This window comes from Streptomyces sulfonofaciens (assembly GCF_014656295.1).
Lineage (GTDB): Bacteria > Actinomycetota > Actinomycetes > Streptomycetales > Streptomycetaceae > Streptomyces > Streptomyces sulfonofaciens.
This window is the reverse complement of sequence record NZ_BNCD01000016.1, coordinates 116,343-142,162: the sequence shown is the minus strand read 5'-3', so window position 1 is coordinate 142,162 and position 25,820 is coordinate 116,343. Positions and strand designations below refer to the sequence as shown.

At 70.5% G+C, this 25,820-nt stretch carries 21 protein-coding genes and 2 pseudogenes; 9 read left to right on the top strand and 14 right to left on the bottom strand.

Annotated features, from left to right (window positions below):
• The first annotated feature begins 237 nt into the window (after positions 1 to 237).
• Positions 238 to 1,008 carry a 4'-phosphopantetheinyl transferase family protein gene (locus IE313_RS24635; RefSeq protein ID WP_229924916.1) on the top strand — a complete coding sequence of 257 codons (771 nt, stop codon included), beginning with the start codon at positions 238 to 240 and terminating at the stop codon, positions 1,006 to 1,008.
• A 650-nt stretch (positions 1,009 to 1,658) separates the two neighbouring features.
• Positions 1,659 to 2,594 (top strand): alpha/beta fold hydrolase, encoded by a 936-nt coding sequence (locus tag IE313_RS24630; protein WP_229924915.1) that lies wholly within the window; start codon positions 1,659 to 1,661, stop codon positions 2,592 to 2,594.
• Positions 2,595 to 2,717: 123 nt separating this feature from the next.
• Here IE313_RS24630 and IE313_RS24625 read toward each other — a convergent pair whose 3' ends face one another.
• Together IE313_RS24625 and IE313_RS24620 are read right to left on the bottom strand one after the other, a co-directional pair.
• On the bottom strand, positions 2,718 to 3,317 hold the full coding sequence (locus tag IE313_RS24625; RefSeq protein WP_189935843.1) for a hypothetical protein: 600 nt from the start codon (positions 3,315 to 3,317) through the stop codon (positions 2,718 to 2,720).
• 84 nt (positions 3,318 to 3,401) lie between these two features.
• Positions 3,402 to 3,797 (bottom strand): hypothetical protein, encoded by a 396-nt coding sequence (locus tag IE313_RS24620; RefSeq protein ID WP_308439211.1) that lies wholly within the window; start codon positions 3,795 to 3,797, stop codon positions 3,402 to 3,404.
• Between the two features lie 256 nt (positions 3,798 to 4,053).
• On the opposite strand from IE313_RS24620, the gene IE313_RS24615 reads away from it, so the two are divergent.
• Both IE313_RS24615 and IE313_RS24610 read left to right on the top strand, forming a co-directional pair.
• Positions 4,054 to 4,503 carry a DUF1931 family protein gene (locus IE313_RS24615; protein WP_189935841.1) on the top strand — a complete coding sequence of 150 codons (450 nt, stop codon included), beginning with the start codon at positions 4,054 to 4,056 and terminating at the stop codon, positions 4,501 to 4,503.
• A 160-nt stretch (positions 4,504 to 4,663) separates the two neighbouring features.
• Positions 4,664 to 4,870: a hypothetical protein gene (locus tag IE313_RS24610; protein ID WP_189935912.1), complete on the top strand. Its 207-nt coding sequence runs from the start codon at positions 4,664 to 4,666 to the stop codon at positions 4,868 to 4,870.
• Between the two features lie 115 nt (positions 4,871 to 4,985).
• Here the strand turns inward: IE313_RS24610 and IE313_RS24605 are convergent, their stop codons facing one another.
• The 9 genes and pseudogenes from IE313_RS24605 to IE313_RS24565 form a co-directional block, all read right to left on the bottom strand.
• Positions 4,986 to 6,779: an FAD-dependent oxidoreductase gene (locus IE313_RS24605; protein WP_189935840.1), complete on the bottom strand. Its 1,794-nt coding sequence runs from the start codon at positions 6,777 to 6,779 to the stop codon at positions 4,986 to 4,988.
• Positions 6,776 to 7,039 (bottom strand): UBP-type zinc finger domain-containing protein, encoded by a 264-nt coding sequence (locus IE313_RS24600; protein WP_189935839.1) that lies wholly within the window; start codon positions 7,037 to 7,039, stop codon positions 6,776 to 6,778. Before IE313_RS24600 ends, IE313_RS24605 begins: the two co-directional genes overlap by 4 nt.
• Before the next feature lie 14 nt (positions 7,040 to 7,053).
• Complete coding sequence (gene trxA / locus IE313_RS24595; protein ID WP_189935837.1) at positions 7,054 to 7,521, bottom strand: thioredoxin; 468 nt, start codon at positions 7,519 to 7,521, stop codon at positions 7,054 to 7,056.
• Between the two features lie 5 nt (positions 7,522 to 7,526).
• On the bottom strand, positions 7,527 to 10,169 hold the full coding sequence (gene clpB / locus IE313_RS24590; protein WP_189935835.1) for an ATP-dependent chaperone ClpB: 2,643 nt from the start codon (positions 10,167 to 10,169) through the stop codon (positions 7,527 to 7,529).
• The gene (locus IE313_RS24585; protein WP_229924922.1) at positions 10,160 to 10,519 is read right to left on the bottom strand and encodes a chaperone modulator CbpM; all 360 of its coding nucleotides are present in this window, start codon (positions 10,517 to 10,519) and stop codon (positions 10,160 to 10,162) included. Before IE313_RS24585 ends, clpB begins: the two co-directional genes overlap by 10 nt.
• A gap of 44 nt (positions 10,520 to 10,563) precedes the next feature.
• The gene (locus IE313_RS24580; protein WP_189935832.1) at positions 10,564 to 11,505 is read right to left on the bottom strand and encodes a DnaJ C-terminal domain-containing protein; all 942 of its coding nucleotides are present in this window, start codon (positions 11,503 to 11,505) and stop codon (positions 10,564 to 10,566) included.
• Positions 11,506 to 11,510: 5 nt separating this feature from the next.
• Entirely contained in the window at positions 11,511 to 12,143 is a 633-nt protein-coding gene (locus tag IE313_RS24575; RefSeq protein ID WP_189935831.1) for a nucleotide exchange factor GrpE, read from the bottom strand.
• 7 nt (positions 12,144 to 12,150) lie between these two features.
• Positions 12,151 to 14,046 carry a molecular chaperone DnaK gene (dnaK, locus tag IE313_RS24570; protein ID WP_189935830.1) on the bottom strand — a complete coding sequence of 632 codons (1,896 nt, stop codon included), beginning with the start codon at positions 14,044 to 14,046 and terminating at the stop codon, positions 12,151 to 12,153.
• Positions 14,047 to 15,091: 1,045 nt separating this feature from the next.
• A pseudogene (locus IE313_RS24565) lies at positions 15,092 to 15,265 on the bottom strand (transposase); the annotation flags it as partial.
• A 96-nt stretch (positions 15,266 to 15,361) separates the two neighbouring features.
• Between IE313_RS24565 and IE313_RS24560 the strand changes: the two are divergent.
• Entirely contained in the window at positions 15,362 to 15,601 is a 240-nt protein-coding gene (locus tag IE313_RS24560; RefSeq protein WP_189935911.1) for a hypothetical protein, read from the top strand.
• Here the strand turns inward: IE313_RS24560 and IE313_RS24555 are convergent.
• Positions 15,559 to 16,001 (bottom strand): annotated as a pseudogene (locus IE313_RS24555) (transposase); the annotation flags it as partial. The gene IE313_RS24560 and the pseudogene IE313_RS24555 sit on opposite strands and share 43 nt — an antisense overlap.
• A gap of 281 nt (positions 16,002 to 16,282) precedes the next feature.
• Positions 16,283 to 19,003, bottom strand: coding sequence for an aconitate hydratase AcnA (acnA, locus tag IE313_RS24550; RefSeq protein ID WP_308439210.1), 2,721 nt, complete (start codon positions 19,001 to 19,003; stop codon positions 16,283 to 16,285).
• 635 nt (positions 19,004 to 19,638) lie between these two features.
• On the opposite strand from acnA, the gene IE313_RS24545 reads away from it, so the two are divergent.
• Positions 19,639 to 21,168, top strand: coding sequence for a helix-turn-helix domain-containing protein (locus IE313_RS24545; RefSeq protein WP_189935828.1), 1,530 nt, complete (start codon positions 19,639 to 19,641; stop codon positions 21,166 to 21,168).
• Between the two features lie 120 nt (positions 21,169 to 21,288).
• Here IE313_RS24545 and IE313_RS24540 read toward each other — a convergent pair whose 3' ends face one another.
• Positions 21,289 to 22,074: a dioxygenase family protein gene (locus IE313_RS24540; protein ID WP_229924913.1), complete on the bottom strand. Its 786-nt coding sequence runs from the start codon at positions 22,072 to 22,074 to the stop codon at positions 21,289 to 21,291.
• A 565-nt stretch (positions 22,075 to 22,639) separates the two neighbouring features.
• Here IE313_RS24540 and IE313_RS24535 point away from each other — a divergent pair.
• The 3 genes from IE313_RS24535 to IE313_RS24525 all read left to right on the top strand — a co-directional run bounded on the left by IE313_RS24535 (position 22,640) and on the right by IE313_RS24525 (position 25,788).
• Positions 22,640 to 23,305, top strand: a complete 666-nt coding sequence (locus IE313_RS24535; protein ID WP_229924912.1) for an HAD-IA family hydrolase — start codon at positions 22,640 to 22,642, stop codon at positions 23,303 to 23,305.
• Between the two features lie 243 nt (positions 23,306 to 23,548).
• Positions 23,549 to 24,538: a glycosyltransferase family 2 protein gene (locus tag IE313_RS24530; protein ID WP_189935826.1), complete on the top strand. Its 990-nt coding sequence runs from the start codon at positions 23,549 to 23,551 to the stop codon at positions 24,536 to 24,538.
• Entirely contained in the window at positions 24,535 to 25,788 is a 1,254-nt protein-coding gene (locus IE313_RS24525) for an MFS transporter (RefSeq protein WP_189935825.1), read from the top strand. Before IE313_RS24530 ends, IE313_RS24525 begins: the two co-directional genes overlap by 4 nt.
• Positions 25,789 to 25,820 lie beyond the last annotated feature (32 nt).

Below are 25,820 nucleotides of genomic sequence, written 5' to 3'. Positions count from 1 at the left end.
GTTCCGATGCCACCGTTCAGGCACGCCCCGAACGAGCACGTGAAACCCGCCGTGGCGCCTCTCGTCCGGTTCGCTTCGCAAGGGTTGGCGGCACCGGGGACCACGGCCGGGAGCGACCGTCGCGCACAAGGCCTCATGGCGTACGGACAGGCGTACGCGAGGCCGTCGAAAAGGACTCGTAGCGCATGCACGAGACCGTCGGACCGGGGGAAAGGAAGAGGTCCAGGTGATGTCCAGGTGATCGAGGAGATACTGCCCGAGGGAAAGGTCGCCGCCGAGGCGGCTTTCTCCGACTTTCCCGCGGAACCGGGACTCGGGCTCTTCCCCGAGGAGGCGGCGCTCGTCGCGCGTGCCGTGCCGCAGCGGCGTCTGGAGTTCGCCACCGTGCGCCTCTGTGCGCGGCGGGCCCTGGGACGCCTCGGAGTGCCGCCCGCGCCACTGCTCTGGGGCCGCCGTGGCGCTCCCGCCTGGCCGCACGGCATCGTCGGCAGCCTGACGCACTGCGCCGGGTTCCGGGCCGCCGCCGTGGCCCGGGGCGAGGACGTCGCCTCGCTCGGCATCGACGCCGAACCCGACAAGCCGCTGCCCGACGGCGTACTCGACGCCATCGCGCTGCGCCGGGAGGTGATCCGGCTGCGCGAGCTGAACGACTGCCACCCCGGTGTCTGCTGGGACCGGCTGCTGTTCAGCGCCAAGGAGAGCGTCTACAAGACGTGGTTCCCGCTCACCGGGCGCGAGCTCGACTTCGACGAGGCCGAGATCAGGATCGACCCTACCCCGGACACCGTCAGCGAGGACTCCCCCCTCGGCTCCTGCACCGGTGGCTTCACCGCCAGGCTGCTGGTTCCCCCGCCCACGGTCGGCGGGCAGGAGCTGACCTCGTTCTCCGGGCGCTGGCTGGTCCGGCGCGGCCTCGTCGTCACGGGCATCGCGCTCGTCCGCGTCCCCACCGCCGCCTCGTCCCCCCTGCGGGAGGTCCCCCTGCCGGGCGACGTGGTGAGGGCCTGACGCGCGGCGGCGGGGGCTGGGCCGCCGAGCAGAGCCGCCTCCGGATCGGCCGGCGGCCCGCCCGCGGCATCCGCTCGGAGGTGCCGTCGGTCGCCCACCGGCGGGGACGAGTGCGTAAGCGTTGCCTCCCGATCGACCGGTGGGCCGCAGCCGGTCTTCCGGGCGACTCATCCACCGGTTCCGCCGCGTCCCGGGACTGCTTCCTAGGCAGCGCCGTCCTCGCAGGGCGGCGGGCATGACGTCGCACGAACGGTCCCCTGGCCCGCAGTTCCTGGCCACCGACAGCGGCCGGCCGCCGGTCCCGGTGTGGAAGCCGGGCGGCGCGGTCCACCCCGCGCCGCCCTCGTCGCCCCAGGGCCCCACTCGACTCCACGACGCCTCGTGGCGCACCCACCAGCCACGACAGGCGGGCCCACGTCTTCCGCGGCACCGTCGCCGTCGACTCGATCCGGCTCCGCCTCGGCCAAGGCCCGTCCCCTGTCAGTCCCCCGCGGTCATGGCAGGTGACGGAGCGGGGGCTACCCCCACCATGCCCACTGCTGCCAACCGCACCGCTGATCGGCCTGGTATCCGGATGTGCCAGAGCCGGGTTCAGGCGAAAACTGGGATGCGTTCACATCCCCCGCGGCACCAGCTCTCAGGAATCACTCATGATGGCTCGTATCCCCATGCCCCGCCGACGCGCGCACCGTGCCCTGTCGGGCATCGCGCTGCTGGCGGTCACCGCCGGTGTCGCCACCGCGTGTGGCGACGAGGGCTCCACGCCCCCGGGCTCCCCCGCCCCGGCTTCCGCCTCGGCGACACCGGGTGCGGGCCGGGTGGCCGCATCGAAGCTGCACATGATCGACAACGACGGCCACCGCCTCGCCTTCCACGTCACCGACGGACGCGGGCCCACCATCGTGCTGGACGCGGGCGGCGGCGAGGACTCCTCGTACTGGAAGGACATCGTCCCCGGGCTGCACACGGCGACCGGAGCCAAGATCATCACCTACGACCGGGCCGGCCTGGGCGAGAGCGAGGCCGTCGACGGCCCCTGGGACGTCGAGAGCGCCGTCAGCGACCTGAAGACGGGACTGTCCACGCTCGGCGTGAGTGACGACGTGATCCTGGTGTCCCACTCGCAGGCCGGTGAGATCGCGACCTACCTGACCAAGGAGAACCCTGGTCTGGTGTCGGGCTCCGTACTCGTCGACGCCAGCCTCCCCCCGCTCTACACCGACGAGGAGACAGCTCGCATCGTCGCCGCCGGCCGGCCCGCGGTCGACGCCGCGCGGAAGGACCCCTCCACGCCGCAGAACAGGCAGCTCATCGCCACCTCGGAGAGCTACGTCCCCATGCATGAGGCGTACCACCAGGTCTCCTGGCCGGACACGGTTCCGGCGACCGTCATCGTTTCGGAGAAGACGCCGTTCGACGGCTCGCCCGAGGACGCGCAGCGTTGGCGGGACGCCGCCGCCGCATTCGTGAAGCAGGCACCCGGCCGGACTCTCGTCACCGCGAAGGGCAGCTCCCACGACGTCCCGAAGGACCGGCCCGGCCTCGTCCTCAAGGAGGTCGAGAAGATGGTGCGGGCGCAGGGGTGACGGGGCATACCACCGCCCGCCGCAGGAGGGGTTCCACTCCGCGTCGTCTCGGATCGTCGCAGCCGCGGCCCACAAGGCGAGGTTCAGCCGGGACCGAGCCCCCATGATCCGCCGGACACGGCCCTAGAGAGGGGCGTCCGGAGCAGGGCCTTCCTCCACCGCGCCTTCCGCTTCAGCAGGCGAAGGGGTGCGGTCGTCCAGGACGATGGTCACCGGCTGCCCGTCGCTGTCCAGCCCGGACAGGCTCTCGCTGATGCGTTGGTAGACGGTGCCGGCGAGCTCGTGGTCCCCGTCGCCTTCCCGGGACAGGGACGCGACGGTGAAGAGGCTGATGAGCAGGGCGATCAGAGAACGTCCCGACACGCTGGCGCGGACGCGTTCGTGACCGTTGTCGGCGACCTGCGGCGGCACGCGGAAGTGGGGGTGCCTGCCGGCGTGGGCGGTGACGAACCCCCAGGTGTCGCGGTGGCACAGAAGCACCGCAGACGACACGCGCGCGGCCTGACGCAGGAGCTGGCTGTGCCCCGGGGTCACCTGCACCTCGGGCGTGGGGTCCGTGCGGAGCTCCTGGAGCTCCCGGAGCGCCGCGGCGACGGCGGCGGTCTCCTGACGGATCTCGCCGAGGTCGGATCGCCACTGCTCGCGGACCTCGTCGAGGGATCCGCGCAGGGCTCCGGCGAGCGCGCCGATCTGGGTGCGCACCTCGTCCTGGACGGCCGCCACGACATCGGCGTGCTCCGAGGGTGGGAAGCTCGCCGTGTATGCGGCGATAGCCCCAGGATGGGTTCTCCCGCACCAGGCCCAGGATCAGATCGCGGATCGAGCGAACGGTGGGCGGGCGACCTGGTCCCTTCGGTCGGCATGTACGGGCATGGCGACGCTTGAACAGATCCCGGTGCCACCGCAGCACGGTGTCGGGCTGAACCAGCAAACGCAGCCGACGTGGAACCTGGCGCGGCAGCGCAACAGCAGAGCGGCGAGGAAAGCCCGGCCTTCCGACGCGAACGTCACCCGGTCGGCACCGAGCTGCCGCTCAAGGACCATGAGCTGATGGCGCAGGGCGAGAATCTCCGCGTCCTTGTCGCGATCGCTCTTCGGTAGCAGCCGCAGCGCGGCGAACGCGTTGGTCACGGTCAGGTAGGCAAGATGAAGCAACACGGGCACTCTTCCTGCCGCACCACCGAACACGCCCCTGAGCTGCACGGATGAAATACTCGGCAGGCGCAGAGCCCTGCCCGGCAGCTCGGAGTGCGTGAGCAGTAGACGCGATAGCGGCTGATACCGAGGACGGCCCGGTCCCGGCCCGACGTGCGGGGCCCGAGGGGCTCGTCCATTATGGAGGCCAAGATCGTGGCGAGGAACGCCCCAGCGATCACCAGGAAGCAGCGCCCGCCGTCCGCAGGAGGCGGCTGGCGATCTCAGAACTGACCCGTGGAGGCTTCGCCGGGAGGTGATCGCAATGCCCGTGATGGGCGTGCGCAGGTTCGAACGGTTCTTCCGTGAGGCAGCAGGCCTGACCGTCGACAAGAACGACGTCAAGGCCTACAACGACTTCGTCAACGACAAGATCTACGACTTCTTCCTCATCGGCGCGACCAGGGCGAAGGCAAACGGCCGGGATCTGATCGAGCCGCAGGACCTGCCCGTCACCAAGGGGCTCCAGGAGTGTATCCGTGACTTCCGCAAGATCGACCAGGACATCGAGCTGCGGCCGCTGCTTGAGGAGCTGACGACCCGGCCGGCGCTGGAGCCGTCGGCGAGCGAGGAGACCAATGCGCGGCTCCCTGACCTGGCGGGCGGGGTGAGTGTCGCGCTGGCTCGTGCCCTGCGGACGATGGACCCGGAGCGCCGGCATCCGCTGACCCCGCAGTGGGAGCACGTCTTCGACCTGTTTCACCTGCTGCTGTGATGGTCCGGCCTGTGCACGACAGCCCGCGGGAGGTCGCTTCTCCGCCCTGGGCCTGCCGCGCGTGGGCTCAGGACTGCTGTCTGCGGGACCGCAGCGCCCGCCACAGAGGCAGCGGAAAGAGCCCGACGAGGGGCGTCCGCCGCTGGTTGGGGTGGTACCCATGTCAGAGACTGCAGAACTGCGCACATCCGCACCGACGTGCCGCACGACTCGATCGGCTGCCATGGTCCGGTTCCACTGGCGGGTGGTGCTGGGGCTCGGCACGGTCTGGATCCTGGACGGCCTGGAGGTGACGATCGTGGTGGGCGCCGCGATCGGCAGGTGCCGCGTCGCTGCTCTTCCTCAAAGCCTCGCTGCTCGCGAGTAACCGTTACGGCCCGCCCTGCCGCGACCGGGAACGCTGAGCGACCATGAGGAGCGATGCCCCATGAAATGCGATGAGTTCGTAGCGAAGGTGCATGTCTGCCTGGCACGTGGGTGGGTCAGTGCTGTGCCGCGCCGCCCATCGCCGGCTGTCGGCCGCCGGGCTTGCGGGTGTGGTCGCCGGAGTCGCCGCCGGGCATGCGGTCGCCGGTGGTGGGGGTGCGGACGAGGTTGCCCTCTTCGGCCAGGTGCTCGTGGACGAGCCGGGTCGCCATGGCGCCCTCGCCGGACGCCGAGGCGACGCGTTTGACGGACCCGCTCCGGACATCGCCCGCCGCGAACACGCCGGGCAGCGTGGTCTCCAGCATCATCGGCGAGCGGCCCGCCGCCGCCCAGATGTCCGGGTCGGCCGCCGCCTGCGCGTCGGAGCCCGTCAGGACGAAGCCGCGCCGGTCCATCGCAAGTGCGCCCGCGAGCCAGTCGGTATGCGGCCGGGCCCCTATGAAGACGAACAGGAACCTGGCCGGCACCTCCCTGACCTGGTCGGTGGTGTTGTCCCTGACGGCCACCGCGCGCACGACGTCGTCGCCGAGCACCTCGTGCACCTCGTGGTGGAGCAGCACCCGGATCCTCGGGTGGCGCTCCACCTGGTCCACCAGGTACCTCGACATGTGCTGGCCAAGGTCGCCGCCGCGCACGATCAGGCGCACCTCGGGCGTGTACTCGGCGAGGAACAGCGCGGCCTGACCCGCGGAGTTGCCGCCGCCGACTATGGCCACCGGCTCCGTGGCGCACTGGTGCGCCTCGTGCAGCGTGGCCGCGTAGAACACGCTGGTGCCCTCGAAGCGTGCGATGCCGGGCGCATCGAGCTTGCGGTAGCGCACGCCGGGGGCGAGGACGACGGTACGCGCTTCGGTGAGGGTGCCGTCGGTGAAGCGGACGGCATAGTGGTCGTCGCGGCGTTCGAGACCTGTGGCCTCCAGTGGCACGGTGATCCGCGCGCCGAACTTGCGGGCCTGAATCACGGACCGCTCTATGAGTTCCCCGCCGGATATCCCGGCGGGAAAGCCGAGGTAGTTCTCTATGCGCGAGGAGGCCGCGGCCTGGCCTCCGGTGGCGACGGCGTCCACGAGCAGCGTGTCGAGCCCGTCGGAGGCCCCGTACACGGCGCTGGCAAGGCCAGTTGGACCGGCGCCGACCACCAGCAGATCGCTGCGGGCGATGTCGGGCGTGGGTGCGGGCAGGCCGATCAGCCGGGCGAGTTCAGTGAGGCTGGGGTTGCGCAGCACCTTACGGCCCTTCCAGATGACGACGGGAGTCTCCTTTGGTCGGACGGAGAACCTCCGCAGCAGCGCCTCGGCCTCCTGATCCTTCTCCAGGTCGATCCACCGGTGCGGCAGCCGGTTGCGCGCCGCGAACTCGCGCAGCCGCCGGGTCTCGGGCGAGTAGCACGAGCCCAGGATCCGAAAGCCCGCACCCAGGCCGATCAGCATGGAGCGCCGCCCGAGGTAGGCACGGAGCACAAGGTCGCCGAGGACCGGGTCCCGGGCGACCAGGGACCGCTGGCGCTGCACCGGTACGGCGAGCACCTCACCGGGCTCTCGCACGATCGCCGTGTCGAACGCCGCCTGGCCCTCAAGCAGGCCCAGTTCGCCAAGGAAGCGGCCCGGGCCGTGCACGGCCACGGTCCGCTGCTCCATGCCGTCGAGGTCGTGCACGACCTCAACGAACCCGCTGAGGATGGCCAGGAACTCCTCGCATCGCTGTCCCTCGCGGAACAGCACGTCGCCCTCCTCGACCCGGCGGCGTTCGCCGTGCTCGCCCAGGGCGTCGAGCTGCTCCGGCGTCAGCCGGGGAAAGGCGCCGCACCGGTCGGGGGTCTCGGTGAGGCGGACGCCGTCGGCCCCTGTCATACCATCGCCTCGTCGACGAAGCACCACCGCCAGTCCTCACCGGGCTCGTAGGACTGGACAATGGGGTGCTCGCTGGCGGCCGCGTGCCGTCGGGCGTGCCGGCCCTGCGATGAGTCGCAGCAGCCCACGTGCCCGCAGGTGAGGCACATCCTCAGGTGGACCCAGCCGGTTCCCTGGGCCAGGCACTCCTCGCAGCCCTGCGGGGTGTTCGGGGTCACCGGGCGCACCATGGCGAGGTGCGGATCGGGTTGCAGTGTCATCGGTGTCGTCCCTTTCATCCGTGCGCCGTCGCCCTGGCTCCACGGCGGCTTGCGATGGTCTCCTCGACCCACTGGCGCAGCGCCGCGGCGGGTGCGGCGCCCGCCTGCCGGCCGATCACCTCTCCGTGATCGAGCAGGAGCAGGGTCGGCACCGCATGCACGTCGAACCGCTGGGCCAGGCGCGGTGCGGCGTCGATGTCGACCTTGACGAGCTTGACCTGCCCGGCCATCTGCCCGGCGACCTCCTCCAGGGCGGGGCTGACCTTGCGGCAGGGCCCGCACCAGGCGGCCCACAGGTCGACGAGGGCGATCGGCTCGGCCTGCTCGGCGATCTCCGCGAAGTCCTGGTCGCCGGCGTCGGCGATCCAGGGCAGCTCCGCGCCGCAGTTGCCGCAGCGCGGACGCCCCTCGCCCACCGCCGGGACGCGGTTGTTCCGGCCGCAGTTCCGGCAGGTGGTCACCCTGTCCGTTTCGTCGGCCACCGGTCTCACGCTGCCTTTCCGACAGGGGCTCGCTGCTCGGGGCCGTCATGGGTGACGGTCAGTTCGCCGTCCCGCGTGTCCACCCGGATCGTCGCGCCGTCCTGCACCTCACCGCGGATCAGGGCGCGTCCGACGAGCGTCTCGACCTCGTGCGAGATGTACCGGCGCAGCGGCCGGGCACCGTAGACGGGGTCGAAGCCCTGCTGGGCGATGTGCTCACGGGCGTCCTCAGTGAGCTCGACAGTGATCCGCCGCTCGGCCAGGCGCCGCCGCAGGTCGTCGAACTGCAACTCGACGATCCGTTTGATCTGCTCCATGGCGAGCGGTTTGAACAGCACGATGTCGTCGACGCGGTTGAGGAACTCGGGCCGGAAGTGGCTCTGCAGCTCGCCCATCACCAGAGCACGGGCGTCCGGCTTGAGCTCGCCGTCCACGGTCGCACCGTCCAGCAGGTGGGCGGAGCCGATGTTGGAGGTCATGATGAGGACCGTGTTGCGGAAGTCGACCGTGCGGCCCTGGGCATCGGTGATGCGCCCGTCGTCGAGGACCTGGAGCAGGGTGTTGAAGACGTCGGCGTGCGCCTTCTCGATCTCATCGAAGAGCACTACGGAGTACGGCTTGCGGCGCACCGCCTCGGTGAGCTGGCCGCCCTCCTCGTAACCGACGTACCCGGGCGGTGCGCCGACCAGCCTGCTCACGGTGTGGCGCTCCTGGTACTCGCTCATGTCCAGGCGGACGATGCTCTCCTCGCTGTCGAACAGCGCCTCCGCGAGCGCCTTGGCCAACTCGGTCTTCCCGACACCGGTGGGGCCGAGGAAGATGAACGAGCCGATCGGCCTGCGCGGGTCGCGGATGCCGGAGCGGGCCCTGATGATGGCGTCGCTGACCAGTCCGACGGCCTCCTCCTGGCCGATCACCCGCTCGGCGAGGATCTCGTCCAGGCGCAACAGCTTCTCCCGCTCGCCCTCCTGCAGCCGGGTCACGGGGATGCCGGTCCAGGCCGCCACGATCTCGGCGATCTCGTCCTCGGTGACCACCTCGTGCAGGAGACGGTTCTCGCCCTGCTTGGCGGCGAGCCCCTCCTCCTCGGCCTCGAGCCGGCGCTGCAGTTCCGCGATCCTGCCGTAGCGGAGTTCCGCCGCGCGGTTGAGGTCGTAACGGCGCTCGGCCTCCTCGGCGTCCTGGCGCACCTGTTCCAGTTCCTGGCGCAGCTCCTGCACGCGCCGGATGGCCTGGCGCTCGGCGTCCCACTGGGCGTGCATGGCGTCGGCCTCGGCGCGCAGGTCGGCCAGCTCTCGCCTGAGGTCGTCGAGGCGCTGGCGGCTGGCGGGGTCCTCCTCCTTTGCCAGGGCCGCTTCCTCGATCTCGAGACGGGTCACCCGGCGGGTGATCTCGTCGAGTTCGGCGGGCATGGAATCGATCTCCGTGCGCAGCCGGGCGCAGGCCTCGTCCACGAGGTCGATGGCCTTGTCCGGCAGGAACCGGTCGGAGATGTAGCGGTGGCTGAGGGTGGCGGCGGCGACCAGGGCGGTGTCCTGGATCTTCACGCCGTGGAACACCTCCAGGCGCTCGCGTAGGCCGCGCAGGATGGAGACGGTGTCCTCGACGCTGGGCTCGTCCACCATGACCTGCTGGAAGCGGCGTTCGAGGGCGGCGTCGGACTCGACGTGCTTGCGGTACTCGTCCAGTGTGGTGGCGCCGATCATATGCAGCTCGCCCCGGGCGAGCATGGGCTTGAGCATGTTCCCGGCGTCCATCGCGCCCTCGGTCCCGCCCGCACCGACGACCGTGTGCAGTTCGTCGATGAACAGCAGGATGCGGCCCTGCGCTCCCTTGACCTCACCGAGGACGGCCTGCATGCGCTCCTCGAACTCGCCGCGGTACTTGGCGCCCGCCACCAGGGAGCTCATGTCGAGCGCGAAGATGGTCTTGTCGCGCAGCCCGTCCGGCACGTCACCGCGGACGATGCGCTGGGCAAGGCCCTCCACGATGGCCGTCTTGCCGACGCCCGGGTCGCCGATCAGCACGGGGTTGTTCTTCGTCTTCCGACTGAGGATCTGCACCACGCGGCGGATCTCGGCGTCCCGGCCCACCACCGGGTCCGTCCTGCCGCTCCGCGCCTCCGCGACAAGGTCGCGACCATACTTCTCCAGCGCCTCGTAGGCCTCCTCGGGAGTCGCCGAGGTGACGCGCTGATGGCCGCGGATGCGGGTCAGGGCGTTCAGGAACGCGTCCTTGGTGAGGCCGTACTCCTTCAGCAGGCGGCCCGCCGCGGTGCGCGAGCCCTCGTCCGCGAGCGCCAGGACGAGGTGCTCGACGGACACGTACTCGTCCTTGAGGCGCCCCGCCTCCTGCTCCGCGGCGTCCAGCACCCCGGCGAGCCGCTGGGTGACGTAGACCTGCCCCGGCGCGGCGCCCGGTCCTGTCACTTTGGGCCGGCGGGAGACCTCACCGGACACCGCGGTGCGCAGCCCCTCGGTGTCGACACCCGCCTGCTCGCACAGGCGGGGCACGAGGCCCTCCCGCTGTTCGAGGAGCGCGAGCAGCAGGTGCTCGCCGTCGACCTCGGTCTGGCCGAGCCGGCCCGCGATGGTCTGCGCCTCCTGGAGTGCTTCCTGGGACTTCTGGGTGAGGCGGTTCATATCCACGATTCATCACTCCTGCAGCCGGCGTTGCTGCGCCTCAGTTCGGCCTCCAGCTCGCTGATCCGCTCCAGCAGGTCGAGCACCAAGCCGACGGACGCGTAGTTGAGGTGCAGTCCGGCCCGTAGCCGCTGGGCCCGGGCGAGGGTGGCGGGGGCGCCGGGGCCGAACCACAGCCGGCCGTGGGCGTCGCGCGAGGCGTCCACGACGCCGAGCGCCGCCATCCGCCGGACGAGGTCGGGGTGGAGGCCGGAGCGCCTGGCGGTGGCATCCAGGCTGAGCCGGTCCAGGGGCACGATGGCGTACCTGCGGACGAGGACGTTCGGGGGGCGCCTGCGCGCCGGCGCGGACGCCATGCGCCTCCCGCCGGCCGGTGCGGCGGCGCGCCGCGGGTCGTTGGTCATCCTGTCTCCCTCGGGTTGAAGGTGGAGACGGCCGCCAGCTCCTCGAAGAGCTCACGCTCCCTCTCGCCCGGCTCGGGCGGCACCATGATGCGGACCTCGGCGTACAGGTCGCCGTCACGGCCGCGCGGGTTGGGCATCCCCTCGCCGCGCAGCCGCAGCCTGCGGCCGCTGGAGGAGCCGGCGGGGAGATTGAGTTTGACGGTGCCGCCCGGGGTGCGGACGGGCACCGTGGCGCCGAGCGCCGCCTCCCATGGCGTCACCGGGACGGCGACGTGGATGTCCCGGCCCTCCAGGCGGTAGCGGGAGTCGGGCCTGATGCGCACCCGCAGGTAGAGGTCGCCGGACGGGGCGTCGCCGCTGCCCCGGCCGCCCTCGCCGGCCAGCCGGATGCGCTGTCCGTCGATCACCCCGCGCGGCACGTCGACCCCGTAGGTGCGTTCCCCCTCGGGGCCGGTGAGGGTGACGGAGCGGCGGCCTCCGCGGTAGGCCTCCTCGACGCCGAGCGGCAGCTCGGCCTCCTGGTCAGCGCCGGGCACGGCACCCCAGGTCCCGCCCCGTCCGGCGCCCCGACCGAAGATCCCGCCGAGCAGGTCGTCGATGTCGACGCCCTCGAAACCGCCCCCGAAGCCCGTGCGCACGCCTGCGCCGCCGGGCCGGCCGCGCGCCCCGCCGCGGGCGCCCGCACCAGCGGCGACCCGCTCCTCGTAGTCCTCCGGGACCTGCCGGAAGTCCTCTCCGAACCGGTCGTAGCGGCGCCGGGTGCCAGGATCGGAGAGCACGCTGTAGGCCTCGTTGAGCTCCTTGAAGCGTTCCTCCGCCGCCGGGTCCTTGTTGATGTCGGGGTGGTACCGGCGCGCCAGCCTGCGAAAGGCCTGCTGGATGTCATCCTGGCCCGCGTCGCGCGACACCCCGAGAACGCTGTAGAAGTCCCGTGCCATCGGCGTCACTCCTGCCGCTTGCTGACCACGACGGCGGCGGGCCGCAGCAGGTCGCCGTCCTCGCCGTAGCCGGGGCGCAGGACCTGGACCACGGTGTTCGGCGGAGCGTCGGGGTCGTCGACGACGCCGACGACCTCATGCCGTGCCGGGTCGAAGAGCACACCCGTCTCCTCGTACCGCGGGTATCCGAGCCGGGCGAACACCTCGGCTGCCTGGTCGCGCACCGCCTCGACGCCCTTCAGGACGGCGGACGGCTCGGATCCGGCGTGCTCAAGGGCCAGTTCCAGGTTGTCGATGACGGGCAGCAACGCCCCGGCGGTGCGGGCACGCTCCTCCGCCCGCACCTGCCGGAGTTCCTTCGCGTGCCTCTTGCGGAGGTTGTCCAGGTCAGCGAGAGCGCGGTGCCAGCGGTCCCGGAGCTCGGCGACGTCCGCGGCGCTCCGGTCCTCATGCGCCGCGGCCGGCTCCTGCTCCGGGTGCGCGGGCGGCTGCTCTTCCGGTTGCGGCACGGATGGTTCCTCTTGCGCGGCGGGTTGCTCCTGTCCGGCGCCACGGGCGGGCTCCTCCCCCTGTGGCTGCGAGGGCGGTGGCTCCCGGCGCGGTTCGCCCTGCGTGCTGGGTTCCTGCTCCGTGGACATGCGGACCTCAGCTCTTGTCGAAGTCGGCGTCGATCACGTCGTCGGACCGGCCCGGGCCGCCCTCGTCGCGCTCCGCACCGGCCCGCCCCGGCCCGCCCGCGCCGCCGCCGGACCGGTGGGCCGCGAGCGAGGCGTACACCTGCTGCAACTCGGAGGTCAACGACCTGACCCGATCCAGCGGGGCCTCCTGCCTGACGGCGTCACGGGCGTCGCCGACCAGCATCTCGGCCCGGGACCTCTCGTGGGACGGGGCCGCGTCGCCGAGTTCGTTGATCTGGCGCTCGACCTGGTAGGCGGCGGCATCCAGTTCGTTGCGTGCGTCCACGGCCTCCCGCAGGGCCCTGTCCTCGCCGCGGTGCTCCTCGGCCTCCTGGATCATCCGGTCGACCTCGCCGCGGTCGAGGTTCGAGCCCTCGGTGATGGTGATGCTCTGCTCGGCCCCGGTGTCCCTGTCCCGCGCGGCGACGTTGACGATGCCGTTGGCATCGACGTCGAACGTCACCTCGATCTGCGGTTCGCCACGCGGAGCCGGCCTGATGTTCTCCAGGCGGAACCGGCCGAGCACGCGGTTGTCGGCGGCCAGCTCGCGCTCGCCCTGGAGCACCACGATGTCGACGGCCGGCTGGTTGTCCTCGGCGGTGGAGAAGGTCTCGGTGCGGCGCACCGGGATCGTGGTGTTCCGCTCAATGATCTTCGTCATCACGCCGCCCGAGGTCTCCACACCCAGCGACAAGGGTGTGACGTCGAGCAGCAGGACGTCCTTGACCTCGCCCTTGAGCACACCGGACTGGATCGCGGCACCCAGCGCCACCACCTCGTCCGGGTTGACGCTCATGTTCGGCTCCTTGCCGCCGGTGAGCCGCCGCACCACGCCCTGCACGGCCGGCATCCGGGTGGCGCCGCCGACGAGAATGACCTCACCGATGTCACTCTCACCGATCTTGGCGTCCTCCATCGCCCGCTGCACCGGCTCCCTGGTCCGCTCCAGCAGGTCCTGGGTGATCTGCTCGAACGTGGAGCGCATGACCGTCTCGGTGAGGTGCTTGGGGCCGGAGGCGTCGGCCGTGATGAACGGCAGGCTGACCTGCGTCTGGGTGACCGAGCTCAGCTCCGTCTTGGCCTTCTCCGCGGCCTCGAAGAGCCGCTGCAGAGCCTGCGGGTCATTGCGCAGATCGATGCCGTTCTCCTGCTGGAAGCGGTCCGCCAGGTGGTCCACCAGGCGCCGGTCGAAGTCGTCGCCGCCGAGGTGGCCGTCGCCCGCGGTGGCCCGTACCTCGACGACCCCCTCGCCGACGTCGAGCAGGCTCACATCGAAGGTGCCGCCGCCGAGGTCGAACACGAGCACCGTCTCGTGGCCCTTCTTGTCCAGGCCGTAGGCGAGCGCGGCGGCCGTCGGCTCGTTGATGATGCGCAGCACCTCGAGACCGGCGATGCGCCCTGCGTCCCTGGTCGCGGTGCGCTGAGCGTCGTTGAAGTAGGCGGGCACGGTGATGACGGCCTCTGTCACCCGCTCGCCCAACTGCTTGCCGGCGTCGTCGGCGAGCTTGCGCAGTACGAGCGCGCTGATCTCCTCGGGCGCATACAGCTTCTCGCGGACCTCGAAGCGGGCGTTGCCCTGGTCGTCGGCGACGACATCGAAGCCGACCGCCTTCGCCTCCTCGGGGATCTCGTCGAAACGGCGGCCGATGAAGCGTTTGGCCGAGTAGACGGTGCCCTTGGGGTTGAGGATGGCCTGGCGGCGGGCGAGCTGGCCCACCAGTCGTTCGCCGGTGTCGGTGAAGGCCACCACCGAGGGTGTGGTGCGGCTGCCCTCGGAGTTCGGCAGCACCGTCGCCTCTCCGCCCTCCCAGGTCGCTATCACCGAGTTGGTGGTTCCCAGGTCGATCCCGACTGCCTTGGCCATGAGGTACTCCTTCGTCGAAGCCCGCGTACAGGTATGCGTGCGTGGACGCGGTCCCGCTCCGTCGGTGTCCTGGTTGTGCTGCTGCCGCTCCGGGCGCTTGCGCGCCGGAGCGGCAGCAGCCCGACTCCGTCCGGGCCGACGCGGCCTGCCTCGAACAGTGCGCGATCTCAACGAGAACCGACGACAGGTCGCAGCAAGGTGAGCGCGGCCCGTGGTTCGCCTGCCCACGGAGGGTTGAGGAGCGGGTTTCTCGGCATGTCGAGCCGAAACCCATCAACAGGAAAATAGTGATATACCACCATCGAGCACCACGGATGGCGACTCGGAGGGACGGAGCACGGCCAGCGGCCCGGAACGGCTCCGCAGACCGACAAAGGCCACGAGGCGCACGGAATTCCTGTGATCGCGACCTCGGGCACGACCGATCTCAGCGGGCCGCCGGGACCGCGCGCACCTCGTCAACCTGTACACGAATCCAACCTGTCCTGACCTTGTCATTTACTTGACAAGTTGCTCGACCGCCCCTGCGAGAAAGTCTCCCGCAGCGAGGTCGAGGAGACTCGAACCGGAGCAAGCGGCGCAGGCGAGCAGGCTGATCATCGTGCTGGTCGGCGCGCTCTGGACTCACGCGTTTTCAGCTCTTCAAGGTGACGCGGGTTCGTCGAGGGCCAGGCCGGTCAGCGCACAGGCCGGGGTGTTGGAGCACAACGTGTCGGCCGAGGTCGCGACTCACCCGGCGCCCGCAATTCGCGCGGTCTACGACTCCGACCCCACCCTTGCGTTCATGAAGACAGACTTCACGGACGCTCTCCGCCGGTCCGTGTATGCCTTCCTGATCGGCCTACTATCCCTCAATGAGCACCATGGGTGACGGGCAGACTCCGTTCAGTCACGAGGGTTGGTTTCGGGATCGTCCTGGGTGGTGCTTCACCCGCGCACACCTGCAGTCGCTTGATTTCGACGTTACCCGTCTCCAGCTTGCGGTCCACTGACGGTGTCCCGTGCATGCTCGGGAGCATGTGTGGTTGACCTGCTCGTTCGCCTGTCATCCAGTGAGGTTGTGAAGGCGGGCGATGCCGGGCATGGCGTGGTGGTTTCCGTCGCCTCTCAGGCTGTGGTCACGCAGGATCTTCCAGTTCCTCATGCGGGCGAAAGTGTGCTCGGCGCGGGCGCGGCGGTGGGAGGCGTTGTGCTCCTCCTTCCACGAGGGCAGTTCCTCGTCCTTGTACCGGCGGTAGTGCAGGATCGAAGCTTCCCCTTGATCGTGGACAGCCGGAGACTGGTGATCTTGAGGGCCCAGAGGAAATAGCACCAGGTGGGAAGCAAGTACACGAAGCGGTACACCGAGGAGTTCAAGCGGGACGCGATCGCGCTCGTCGATTCCTCGGGCAGGACGGTCACGGCCAGTCGCACGGGGACTCGGCATCAGCTCCGAGTCCCTGCGCGGTGGTATCGCCGGGGGAAGGCGCGCCGGGGCAAGGACGATTCCGGTGAGCTGACCAGCGCCGAGCGCGCGGAGCTCAAGCGGCTGCGCAAGGAGCTGGAGAAGCCGTAGGCGGCGTCCGCGGTCACCCACCGGAAGGGCACCTTGTCGGCGATCGCCCGGCGGACGATCGCCTTGGCCATCGCCACCTTCGTCTCGAAGGCGACCTCGTCACCGATGCGGCCCGACGGCACTGTTCCCGGTCGTCCGTCCCGGACATAGGCAGATACAGACGGCGGTCGATCAACGTCCGGCCGAGGATCTCGTCGGCATCCCAGTCGATCAGGTTCAGCATCCGGTGGATGCGCTCCGGGCCCGCGTGACCGACCTCCTCCGCCAGGGTCCAGCCGTTCTTGCGTCGCAGCGGAGCGATCAGCCATCGCGTATAGGCCAGTGCCGATCCCCGCGGCTCTGATCCCTTGAACCGATGCCCGAACCGCTCATGCAGAGCGTGCGGTTCATGCGCCCACAACCTGACACCAGCAAGGTCCCCACCCATGACCGCACCAACGACCGACCTGGCCCCCAGTGACGGCAGGCACCGTTGCAGTACCAGGCGCTCGTTCGCCACACGCTCGCAAGGACAGAAGAACTCCGCACCTGGTACCAGGTGCGGAGTTCTTCGTCGTAGGATGCGCAGCTCCGCTCCGGGAACAGATCGCATGGGATCATGGTCGCAGGCGCGTCTTCCGCCCGCCGCGCGCGAGCGCCCTGCCCCCGCGCGCGAGATGCAGGGGCCCGGCCTCGTTCACGTCAGGTCAAAGAACCGACGAGTTGGCGCAGTACGTACTGCAGGATGCCGCCGTTGCGGTAGTAGTCCGCCTCTCCGGGGGTGTCGATGCGGACGACCGCGTCGAACTCGACGCCCGTGTCGGTGGTGACCTTGACCGTGGCGGGGGTGGTGCCGTCGTTCAGGGCGGTGACGCCGCTGAAGGAGAAGGTCTCCTCGCCGGTCAGGCCGAGGGACTCGGCGTTCCGGCCCTGCGGGTACTGCAGCGGCAGGACTCCCATGCCGATGAGGTTCGAGCGGTGGATGCGCTCGTAGGACTCGGCGATGACGGCCTTGACGCCGAGCAGCGCGGTGCCCTTGGCGGCCCAGTCACGGGACGATCCCGAGCCGTACTCCTTGCCGGCGAGCACCACCAGCGGAACGCCCGCGGCCTGGTAGTTCTGCGCGGCGTCGTAGATGAAGGAGACCGGACCGCCGTCCTGCGTGAAGTCACGCGTGAAGCCGCCCTCGGTGCCCGGCGCGATCTGGTTGCGGAGCCGGATGTTGGCGAAGGTGCCGCGGATCATGACCTCGTGGTTGCCGCGGCGCGAACCGTAGCTGTTGAAGTCCCGGCGCTCGACGCCGTGCGCGGTGAGGTACGTGCCGGCGGGCGTGTCGGCCTTGATGGCACCGGCCGGCGAGATGTGGTCGGTGGTGACCGAGTCTCCCAGCTTGGCCAGCACCCGTGCGCCCTCGATGTCCTCCACCGGGCTGGGCTCGATGCTCATGCCCTCGAAGTAGGGGGGCTTGCGGACGTAGGTCGACTCGGCGTCCCACTCGAAGGTGTTGCCGGTCGGCACGGGCAGCGCCTGCCACTGCGCGTCACCGGCGAAGACGTCCTGGTAGGACTTGGTGAACATGTCCTCGCCGATGGCGCTCGCCACGACGTCGTTGACCTCGGCCTCGGAGGGCCAGATGTCCTTGAGGTACACGGGGTTGCCGTCCTGGTCGGTGCCGAGCGGGTCCTCGGTGATGTTCACCTTCATCGAACCGGCGAGCGCGTAGGCGACGACCAGCGGCGGGGACGCCAGGTAGTTCATCTTGACGTCGGGGTTGATCCGGCCCTCGAAGTTGCGGTTGCCGGAGAGCACCGAGGTGACGGCGAGGTCGTGCTCGTTGACCGCCTTGGAGACCTCCTCGGGCAGCGGGCCCGAGTTGCCGATGCAGGTGGTGCAGCCGTAGCCGACCAGGTTGAAGCCGACCTTGTCCAGGTACGGCGTCAGGCCCGCCTTGTCGAAGTAGTCGGTGACGACCTTGGAACCGGGCGCGAGGGTGGTCTTCACCCACGGCTTGCGGGTGAGGCCCTTCTCGACGGCCTTCTTGGCGACCAGCGCCGCGGCGACCATGACGTACGGGTTGGAGGTGTTGGTGCAGGAGGTGATCGCGGCGACGGTGACGGCGCCGTGGTCGAGCTGGTAGCTGGTGCCGTCGGGGGCGGTCACCGGGACGCGGCGGGTCGGCACCCCGTTGGCGGTGGCCGGGGCGTCGGAGGCCGGGAAGGACTCCTTGCCCGCCTCCTCGTCCTCGGCGACGTAGTTCCGCACGTCCTGCGCGAACTGCTGGGCGGCCTGGGCGAGGACGATACGGTCCTGCGGGCGCTTCGGTCCGGCGATGGACGGCACGACCGTGGCGAGGTCGAGCTCCAGCTTCTCGGAGAAGTCGGGCTCGGCGGCCGGGTCCAGCCACAGGCCCTGTTCCTTGGCATAGGCCTCGACGAGGGCGACCTGCTGGTCGCTGCGGCCGGTCAGGCGCAGGTAGTTCAGGGTCTCCGCGTCCACGGGGAAGATCGCGGCGGTGGAGCCGAACTCCGGCGACATGTTGCCGATGGTGGCGCGGTTGGCGAGGCTCGTGGCGGCGACGCCCTCGCCGTAGAACTCGACGAACTTGCCGACCACACCGTGCTTGCGCAGCATCTCGGTGATGGTGAGCACCAGGTCGGTGGCGGTCGTGCCGGGCTTCAGCTCACCGGTCAGCTTGAAGCCGACGACGCGCGGGATGAGCATCGAGACGGGCTGGCCGAGCATGGCGGCCTCGGCCTCGATGCCGCCCACGCCCCAGCCGAGCACGCCCAGGCCGTTGACCATGGTGGTGTGGGAGTCGGTGCCGACCAGGGTGTCCGGGTATGCCTGGCCGTTCCTGACCATGACCGTACGCGCCAGGTGCTCGATGTTGACCTGGTGCACGATGCCGGTGCCGGGCGGGACGACCTTGAACTCGTCGAAGGCGGTCTGGCCCCAGCGCAGGAACTGGTAGCGCTCCTTGTTGCGGCCGTACTCCAGCTCCACGTTCTGGGCGAAGGCGTCCGGGGTGCCGAACCTGTCGGCGATGACGGAGTGGTCGATGACCAGTTCGGCCGGGGCCAGCGGGTTGATCTTCGCCGGGTCGCCGCCGAGCTCCCTGACGGCCTCGCGCATGGTGGCGAGGTCGACCACGCAGGGCACGCCGGTGAAGTCCTGCATGATCACGCGGGCCGGCGTGAACTGGATCTCCTGGCTGGGCTGGGCAGCGGAGTCCCAGGTGCCGAGCGCACGTATGTGGTCGGCGGTGATGTTCGCGCCGTCCTCGTTGCGGAGCAGGTTCTCCAGCAGCACCTTCAGGCTGTAGGGAAGGCGCGCGGAGCCCTCCACCTTGTCCAGCCTGAAGATCTCGTACGACTCGTCGCCCACGCGCAGCGTGCTGCGGGCGTCGAAGCTGTTCGCCGACACGACAGTCTCCTTCGTGTTTACGTATCCGCGCATACCACCGCCCGCACCCGGGTGCGGCTGCCACCGCGCGGTGCCGTCACGGCTCACCCGCCGGTCCGACAAGGCGCCCGCCGCGCCGTGCGGGTCCGGATGGCGCCCTCATGGCGTGATCGGGTGGGCCTTGCCGAGATGGCGGCCGGTGCGTCCCGGCAGATATCTCGATGTCGAGATAACTCTAGTACATAGGTGCGGGCCGGTCATGTGCGGAGGGGGGGCCGAGCGGCACCGCCGGGCGTGCGGGCCCGCCCGGCGGTGCCGCGGCGATCGCGTCGTCCGGGAACACCGGGGTCCCCACATCATGGCGGGAGTGGCGCCCGGCCGCATCCGAGAGCCCGGGGCCGCCCGGCGGGTCCGCGCTCGCACCCGGTACGTCCGGGTGGGAGTGAGGACGCGGGGAGGGGGCATCCGCACGGTGGGTGGACCCCCGGACGGCACCCGTCGAGTTGCGGGCGGCGCCCGGCGGGCGGACCGTCGAAGGGCACCCCGGTGCACCCGGGTTCACCCGAGCCCAACCCCGCCCCTGCCCCTGCCCCGGCCCGCCACGCCAGCGCGCCCCCTCAACGCGCGACATCTCATATCTGAGATACCCTGCATGTATGTCAGACGACTACCTCGTACGCATCGGCAAGCTCATCCGTGACGCCCGTCACCATCGCGGCTGGACACAGACGCAGCTCGCCGAGGCGCTCGGCACCAGCCAGAGCGCGGTCAATCGTATTGAGCGCGGGAACCAGAACATCAGCCTTGAGATGATCGCCCGGATCGGAGAAGCCCTGGACAGCGAGATCGTCTCCCTCGGCTACGCAGGTCCCATGCACCTGCGCGTGGTCGGCGGACGCCGCCTCTCCGGCTCCATCGACGTCAAGACGAGCAAGAACGCCTGCGTGGCGCTGCTCTGCGCCAGCCTGCTGAACAAGGGCAGGACCCTCCTGCGCAGGGTGGCCCGCATCGAGGAGGTCTACCGCCTGCTGGAGGTGCTGAACTCCATCGGGGTGCGCACCCGCTGGATCAACGACGGCGTCGATCTGGAGATCGTGCCGCCCGCCCACCTGGACATGGACGCGATCGACGCGGAGGCCGCCCGCCGCACCCGGTCGATCATCATGTTCCTCGGCCCGCTGCTGCACCGGATGGACAGCTTCAAGCTGCCCTACGCGGGCGGCTGCGACCTCGGCACCCGCACCATCGAGCCGCACATGATCGCACTGCGCCGCTTCGGGCTCGACATCACCGCCACCGAGGGCCTGTACCACGCCGACGTCCAGCGCGACGTCACCCCGGGCCGCCCGATCGTGCTGACCGAGCGCGGTGACACCGTCACCGAGAACGCCCTGCTGGCCGCCGCCCGGCACGACGGTGCGACCGTCATCCGCAACGCCTCCTCCAACTACATGGTCCAGGACCTGTGCTTCTTCCTGGAGGCCCTGGGCGTGCGGGTGGAGGGCATCGGCACCACCACGCTGACCGTGCACGGCGTTCCCACCATCGACGTCGACGTGGACTACTCACCCTCCGAGGACCCGGTGGAGGCGATGAGCCTGGTGGCCGCCGCCGTGGTCACCGAGTCGGAGCTGACGGTCCGCAGGGTGCCGATCGAGTTCCTGGAGATCGAGCTGGCCGTGCTGGAGGAGATGGGCCTGGACCACGACAGGTCCGCGGAGTACGTGGCCGACAACGGCCGCACCCGCCTGGTGGACCTCACCGTGCGCCCGTCCAAGCTCCAGGCCCCGATCGACAAGATCCACCCGATGCCCTTCCCGGGCCTGAACATCGACAACGTGCCGTTCTTCGCGGCCATCGCCGCCTCGGCGCAGGGCAAGACGCTGATCCACGACTGGGTCTACGACAACCGGGCGATCTACCTCACCGACCTCAACCGCCTCGGTGGCCGGCTCCAGCTCCTCGACCCGCACCGGGTCCTCGTGGAGGGCCCCACCCGCTGGCGCGCCGCCGAGATGATGTGCCCGCCCGCACTGCGCCCGGCCGTCGTGGTGCTGCTGGCGATGATGGCCGCGGAGGGGACCTCCGTACTGCGGAACGTCTACGTCATCAACCGCGGTTACGAGGACCTGGCGGAACGCCTCAACTCGGTCGGGGCACAGATCGAAACGTTTCGGGACATCTGAGGGCCGGGTGCCGCCGCACCCGGCCGTCCGACCGGCACGCACACCGGGCCGGAGTGCGGCGGCACCCGAACGGCCGGTCGCGCGGCGGCCGCGGACGGCATCGGCCGGGCGCCCACCGGATCAGCCGAACTGCACCGACCGCTTCGCCAGCCCCCTCCAGAACCCGTCGATCACGCTCCGCCCCCGGCCGAGGTCCCCCTCCGACGCACCGAGCGTCACGAACAGGGGCGCGAAGTGCTCCGTCCTGGGGTGCGCGAGACGGCCCGCGGGCGCCTTGTGCCTGAAGTCCAGCAGGGCGTCGACGTCCTGTGCGGCGAGCGCGCGGTGCCCCCAGTCGTCGAACTCCGCCGACCAGGAGGGCACCTCCCCGTCCGGCAGCCGCAGCGCCGCGAGGTTGTGCGTGAAGAAGCCGCTGCCCACGATCAGCACGCCCTCGTCGCGCAGCGGTGCGAGGGCGCGCCCGATCCGCATCAGCTCGCCGGGGTCCAGGGTGGGCATCGAGATCTGCAGGACCGGGATGTCGGCTGCGGGGAACATCTCCTTGAGCGGCACGTAGGCCCCGTGGTCGAGACCCCTTTCGGGCACGTCGCACACGGCCGTTCCCGCGCCCCCGAGCAGCACGCGTACCGAGGCGGCGAGTTCCGGCGCGCCGGGGGCCTCGTACCTGACGCCGTAGTAGTGCTCCGGGAATCCCCAGAAGTCGTGGACGAGGGGCACGGTCGCCGTCGCGCCCAGGGCGAGCGGGGCCTCTTCCCAGTGCGCGGAAACGATAAGTATCGACGCCGGTCGCGGGAGTTGCGTGGACCAGTCGGCGAGTTCACGCGTCCACACCGGGTCGTCCGCGAGGGGCGGGGCGCCGTGCGAGAGGTAGAGGGTGGGCATGCGCTCCACGACCGCGTGCTGCATCGATCACTCCTCGGGGGGACCGGCGACTGCTATTTAATTGAACTCTAAAGCATTTAGGGGCCACCGTCACGCCACCGTCACCACCTGGGCCGATCCGGCCACGGCGGCACCCGTCGAGCCGACGGGAACCCGCGTGCGGCCGCCCCGGTACGGGCGCGTTCGACGGGGCGGCCCGGCCGTCGGGTCCAGGCCCCCGGCGAAGCGGCTGCGGCGCGGCGCCCAGCCCACCGCAAGAGCCTCGAAACCCCGCGGTTTCGAGGGGTGTTCCGCAATTGGCGGCCGGGGAGGGGAATCAAGATCGACTTCCGTCTGTTCAAGGAAGTCACCGGGTCTGTCATGGACGTGAATTCCTCATGGCGCTGCCGACACGCCCGGCCCGCGTTCCAACGTCCACCAGCGCCAATGCGGCGGCACTCACCGCCCGGTCGCACGGTCGCCCGCCACCGCGTCATCCGCGGTACGGATGGTGTGCAATCATGCTGAACGGCTCTTCAAACAATCAACTACAGCCGGGCAATTGGCGTTTGACGTACTGTCCGGTCACTCCGGAGGAGTGCACGCAAGCGTGAAAGTGCAAGCTGTCCTGTTCGACAACGACGGGACGTTGGTGGACTCGACTGCCGCCATCCTGCGTTGCTGGGCCCGCTGGGGCGAGGAACATGGACTGCGCGCCGGTTCGTTCGATCCGGTCAAGGTGTTCGGCAGGCCCGTGCTGGAGGTCGTCGCCCAGGTCCTGCCCGCGGAGTCGGTGGCGGCCGCCGTCCAGCGGTACGACGACCTGGAGGCCGAGGACACCGAGTGTGTACTGCTGCCCGGGGTCGCCGACGTACTGCGCGCCCTGCCGCGCGACCGTTGGGCGGTGGTGACCTCAGCCAGCCGCCGGACGGCCGACGCACGGCTGCGCCGGGTAGGTCTCGACGCCCCGGTCCTCATCACGGCCGATGACATCACCCGCGGCAAGCCGGACCCCGAACCCTTCCTCGTCGCCGCCGCCCGGCTGGGGGTCGCGCCCGCCGACTGCCTGGTGGTCGAGGACGCTCCCGCGGGGCTCCAGGCGGCCCGGGCCGCCGGTATGCGTAGTATCGCGGTGACAACGACCCACCCCGCGTCCCGGCTGGAGGCCGACGCGCTCGTGGCGACCCTGGAAGCACTGCGGGTGCGGCAGGAACCTGACGGGCTGCTGATCGACATTGCACCCGCCTCCGAGCCGGCTCCCGCTCCGCTCACCTAGCGGATCCGGCGCCCGGCTCAGCTCCCGGCAACGTCCGACCCCTCTTCTTTCCTTATCCCCATCCCCATCCCCATCCTCCGTCCCCTCTTGGCTTCCCGCTTCCCGACTTCCCCCCTCCTCCTTACCCTCCCCCTCCCCCTTCCCCCTTTCGCAACCCTGCGGATTCCTTAGTCCGAACACCCCCCGAGGATTCCCATGTTCGTAACCCCCCATTCCGCCGGCTTAACGCAGACCGTGGCCTTCGTGATCCCCTATTTCGACGACGGCCTGGCGTGGCGCCGCGACTACCTGCGCCTGACCCTGCGCAGTCTCGAACGTCAGACGGACCCCGACTGGTGCGCCTATCTGGTGGACGACGCCTCGCCCACTCCCGGCACCGCCGAGTTCCTGGCCGACCTCGCCGCCTCGACATCCGGCTCGGTGACGGTGCTGCACGCCCCGCGCAACGCCGGCGCCGGACAGGCCAGGAACCTGGCGATCGAGGCGGCGTACCAGGACGGGCACCCCCTGCTGGCCTATCTGGACGCCGACGACCTGGCGCACCCGGACCGGGTGGCCGCCGTCCGCGCCCTGTTCACGGCCGAACCCGAGCTCGACTTCGCCTACAACGACATCGAGTTCATCGACGAGCACGGCAGGCCGTGGGACCGGGACCGGCTGCTGCCCGGTCTGCGCATGCTCGACGAGCAGCAGCGGCTGCCGAAGCTGCGCGGCCGCGAGCGCTGGATCGAGCAGGCCGTCGAGCGCGACAACATCGCGATACCGTCCGCGATGAACCTGCGCACCACCCTCGCGCTGAGCGTTCCGTTCCCGGCAAAACCGTTCTGCGAGGACGTGGCAACCCTGTTCCGCTACCTGGGCAGCGGCGCCGCGATCGACCACGTGCCGGGCATCCCGACCTGCTACCGGGTCCCCCAGGTGGGCGGCAGCGCCTCGCGGAAGCAGTCCGGCGGCGTGGACGCGTTCAACCGGATGCGCTGCACCAACGAGCGCGAGGGCCTGGAGGAGGCCATCGCCTCGGCCATCGCGCGCGGTGCGGCCGACGAGCGGACGGGCCGGGCGGTGCTGTGCCGCTATCTCATCCGCATCGGACGCACGGTGACCGCCGACGGCAGCCCGGAACTCGGCCGGTCCCAACTGCGCCAGGCCCGCGAGCTGGATCCGGAGACCTTCGCCGCGCACGCCACGGCGGCGGAGCTCCGGGACACCGAAGCCGTCCCGGTGGCACCGTGAACGGGACAGGGGCCGACGGAGCTCCCCCGTCCGGCGGGCCGGCCACCTCGACAGGGACCCTGGAGAGACCCGCGCCCGCCCCGCCCCCGGCATCGGCCGGGTACGCCCTGACCACCACCTACCTCTTCCTGGTCTACGGCACCCTGGCCCTCGGCATGGGCCTGGTGCCCGCCCTGGTGACCACCTTCCGCAAGGACTACGGGCTCAGCGGGGGCCAGCTCGCCAACGTCCAGAACCTCAAGGACCTGGGACTGATCGCGGCGATGTTCGCCGGGCCCGTCCTGCTGCGCAGGCTCGGTGTCGCGCGGATGACCACGCTGGCCGTGCTGGTGGGCCTGGCGGGCTGCGCGGCTCTGATCACCGCGCAGAACTACGCCGGGGTGCTGGCCGGGGCCTTCCTGCACGGCGCGACCTTCTCGCTGGGCGCGTTGGCGACGGTCTCCTATCTCTACCGGTTGCCGAAGCGCTACCACCGGATCTCCGCCCTGTACGCGACCTTCGGCGTGGCCAGCTTCACCGCGCCCTCGATGGTCGGCGTGCTGGTGTCGGACGGCGGGGACTACCGTGCGGTGTACGCGATCTTCGCCGCGGCCCTGGCGGTGCTGGTCGGCGCCGGCGCACTGCTCGCGAGGTCCACGGGCACGGCGGCCGGTGAGGCCGCGGAGGAGGCCGTGCAGCCCCGGCTGACCCGGGCGCTGCTGGTCGGCTGGCTTCCGGACATCGCGGTGTACGCGGCGCTGATGGCCGCGGAGACCGTCGTGGTCTCCTGGGTCACCTCGCTCGGCCAGTACCACTACGGGCTCACGCTCTCCGACGCGTCCTTCCTGCTGGCCCTTCTGTGGGTGGCCTACACGCCCGCCAGGGCGGTCGGCGACCTGCTGGTCAAGCGGATGTCCGTGACCAGCGTCGTACTGCTCGGCGTGCTGCTCGTCATCGTCGGCGACGTGCTGATCTGCGCCGGCTCGGTTGTGGTGGCCTATGTGGGCGTGGTGGTCTTCGCGTTCGGCACCGCGCCCCTCGTTCCCGTCTACCAGGGCTGGATGCTGGGCCGGACGCCCGCCGAGCAGCACGGCCCGCTCAACGCGTCGCTCGGTGTCGGCTCGGCGGTCCTGACCACCCTGATGGTGTGGCTGACCGGTCTCACCGTGGACATCGACACCCGTCTTCCCTTCGCCGTCTCCGTCGCCTGCTCGGCCGCCCTGGCCGTCTGGGCCCTGCGTGCCGGAAGGCGCGCGGCGAAGGCCTCCTGACTCCCCCTGACTCGTTTCCGCGTGCCGGCCGG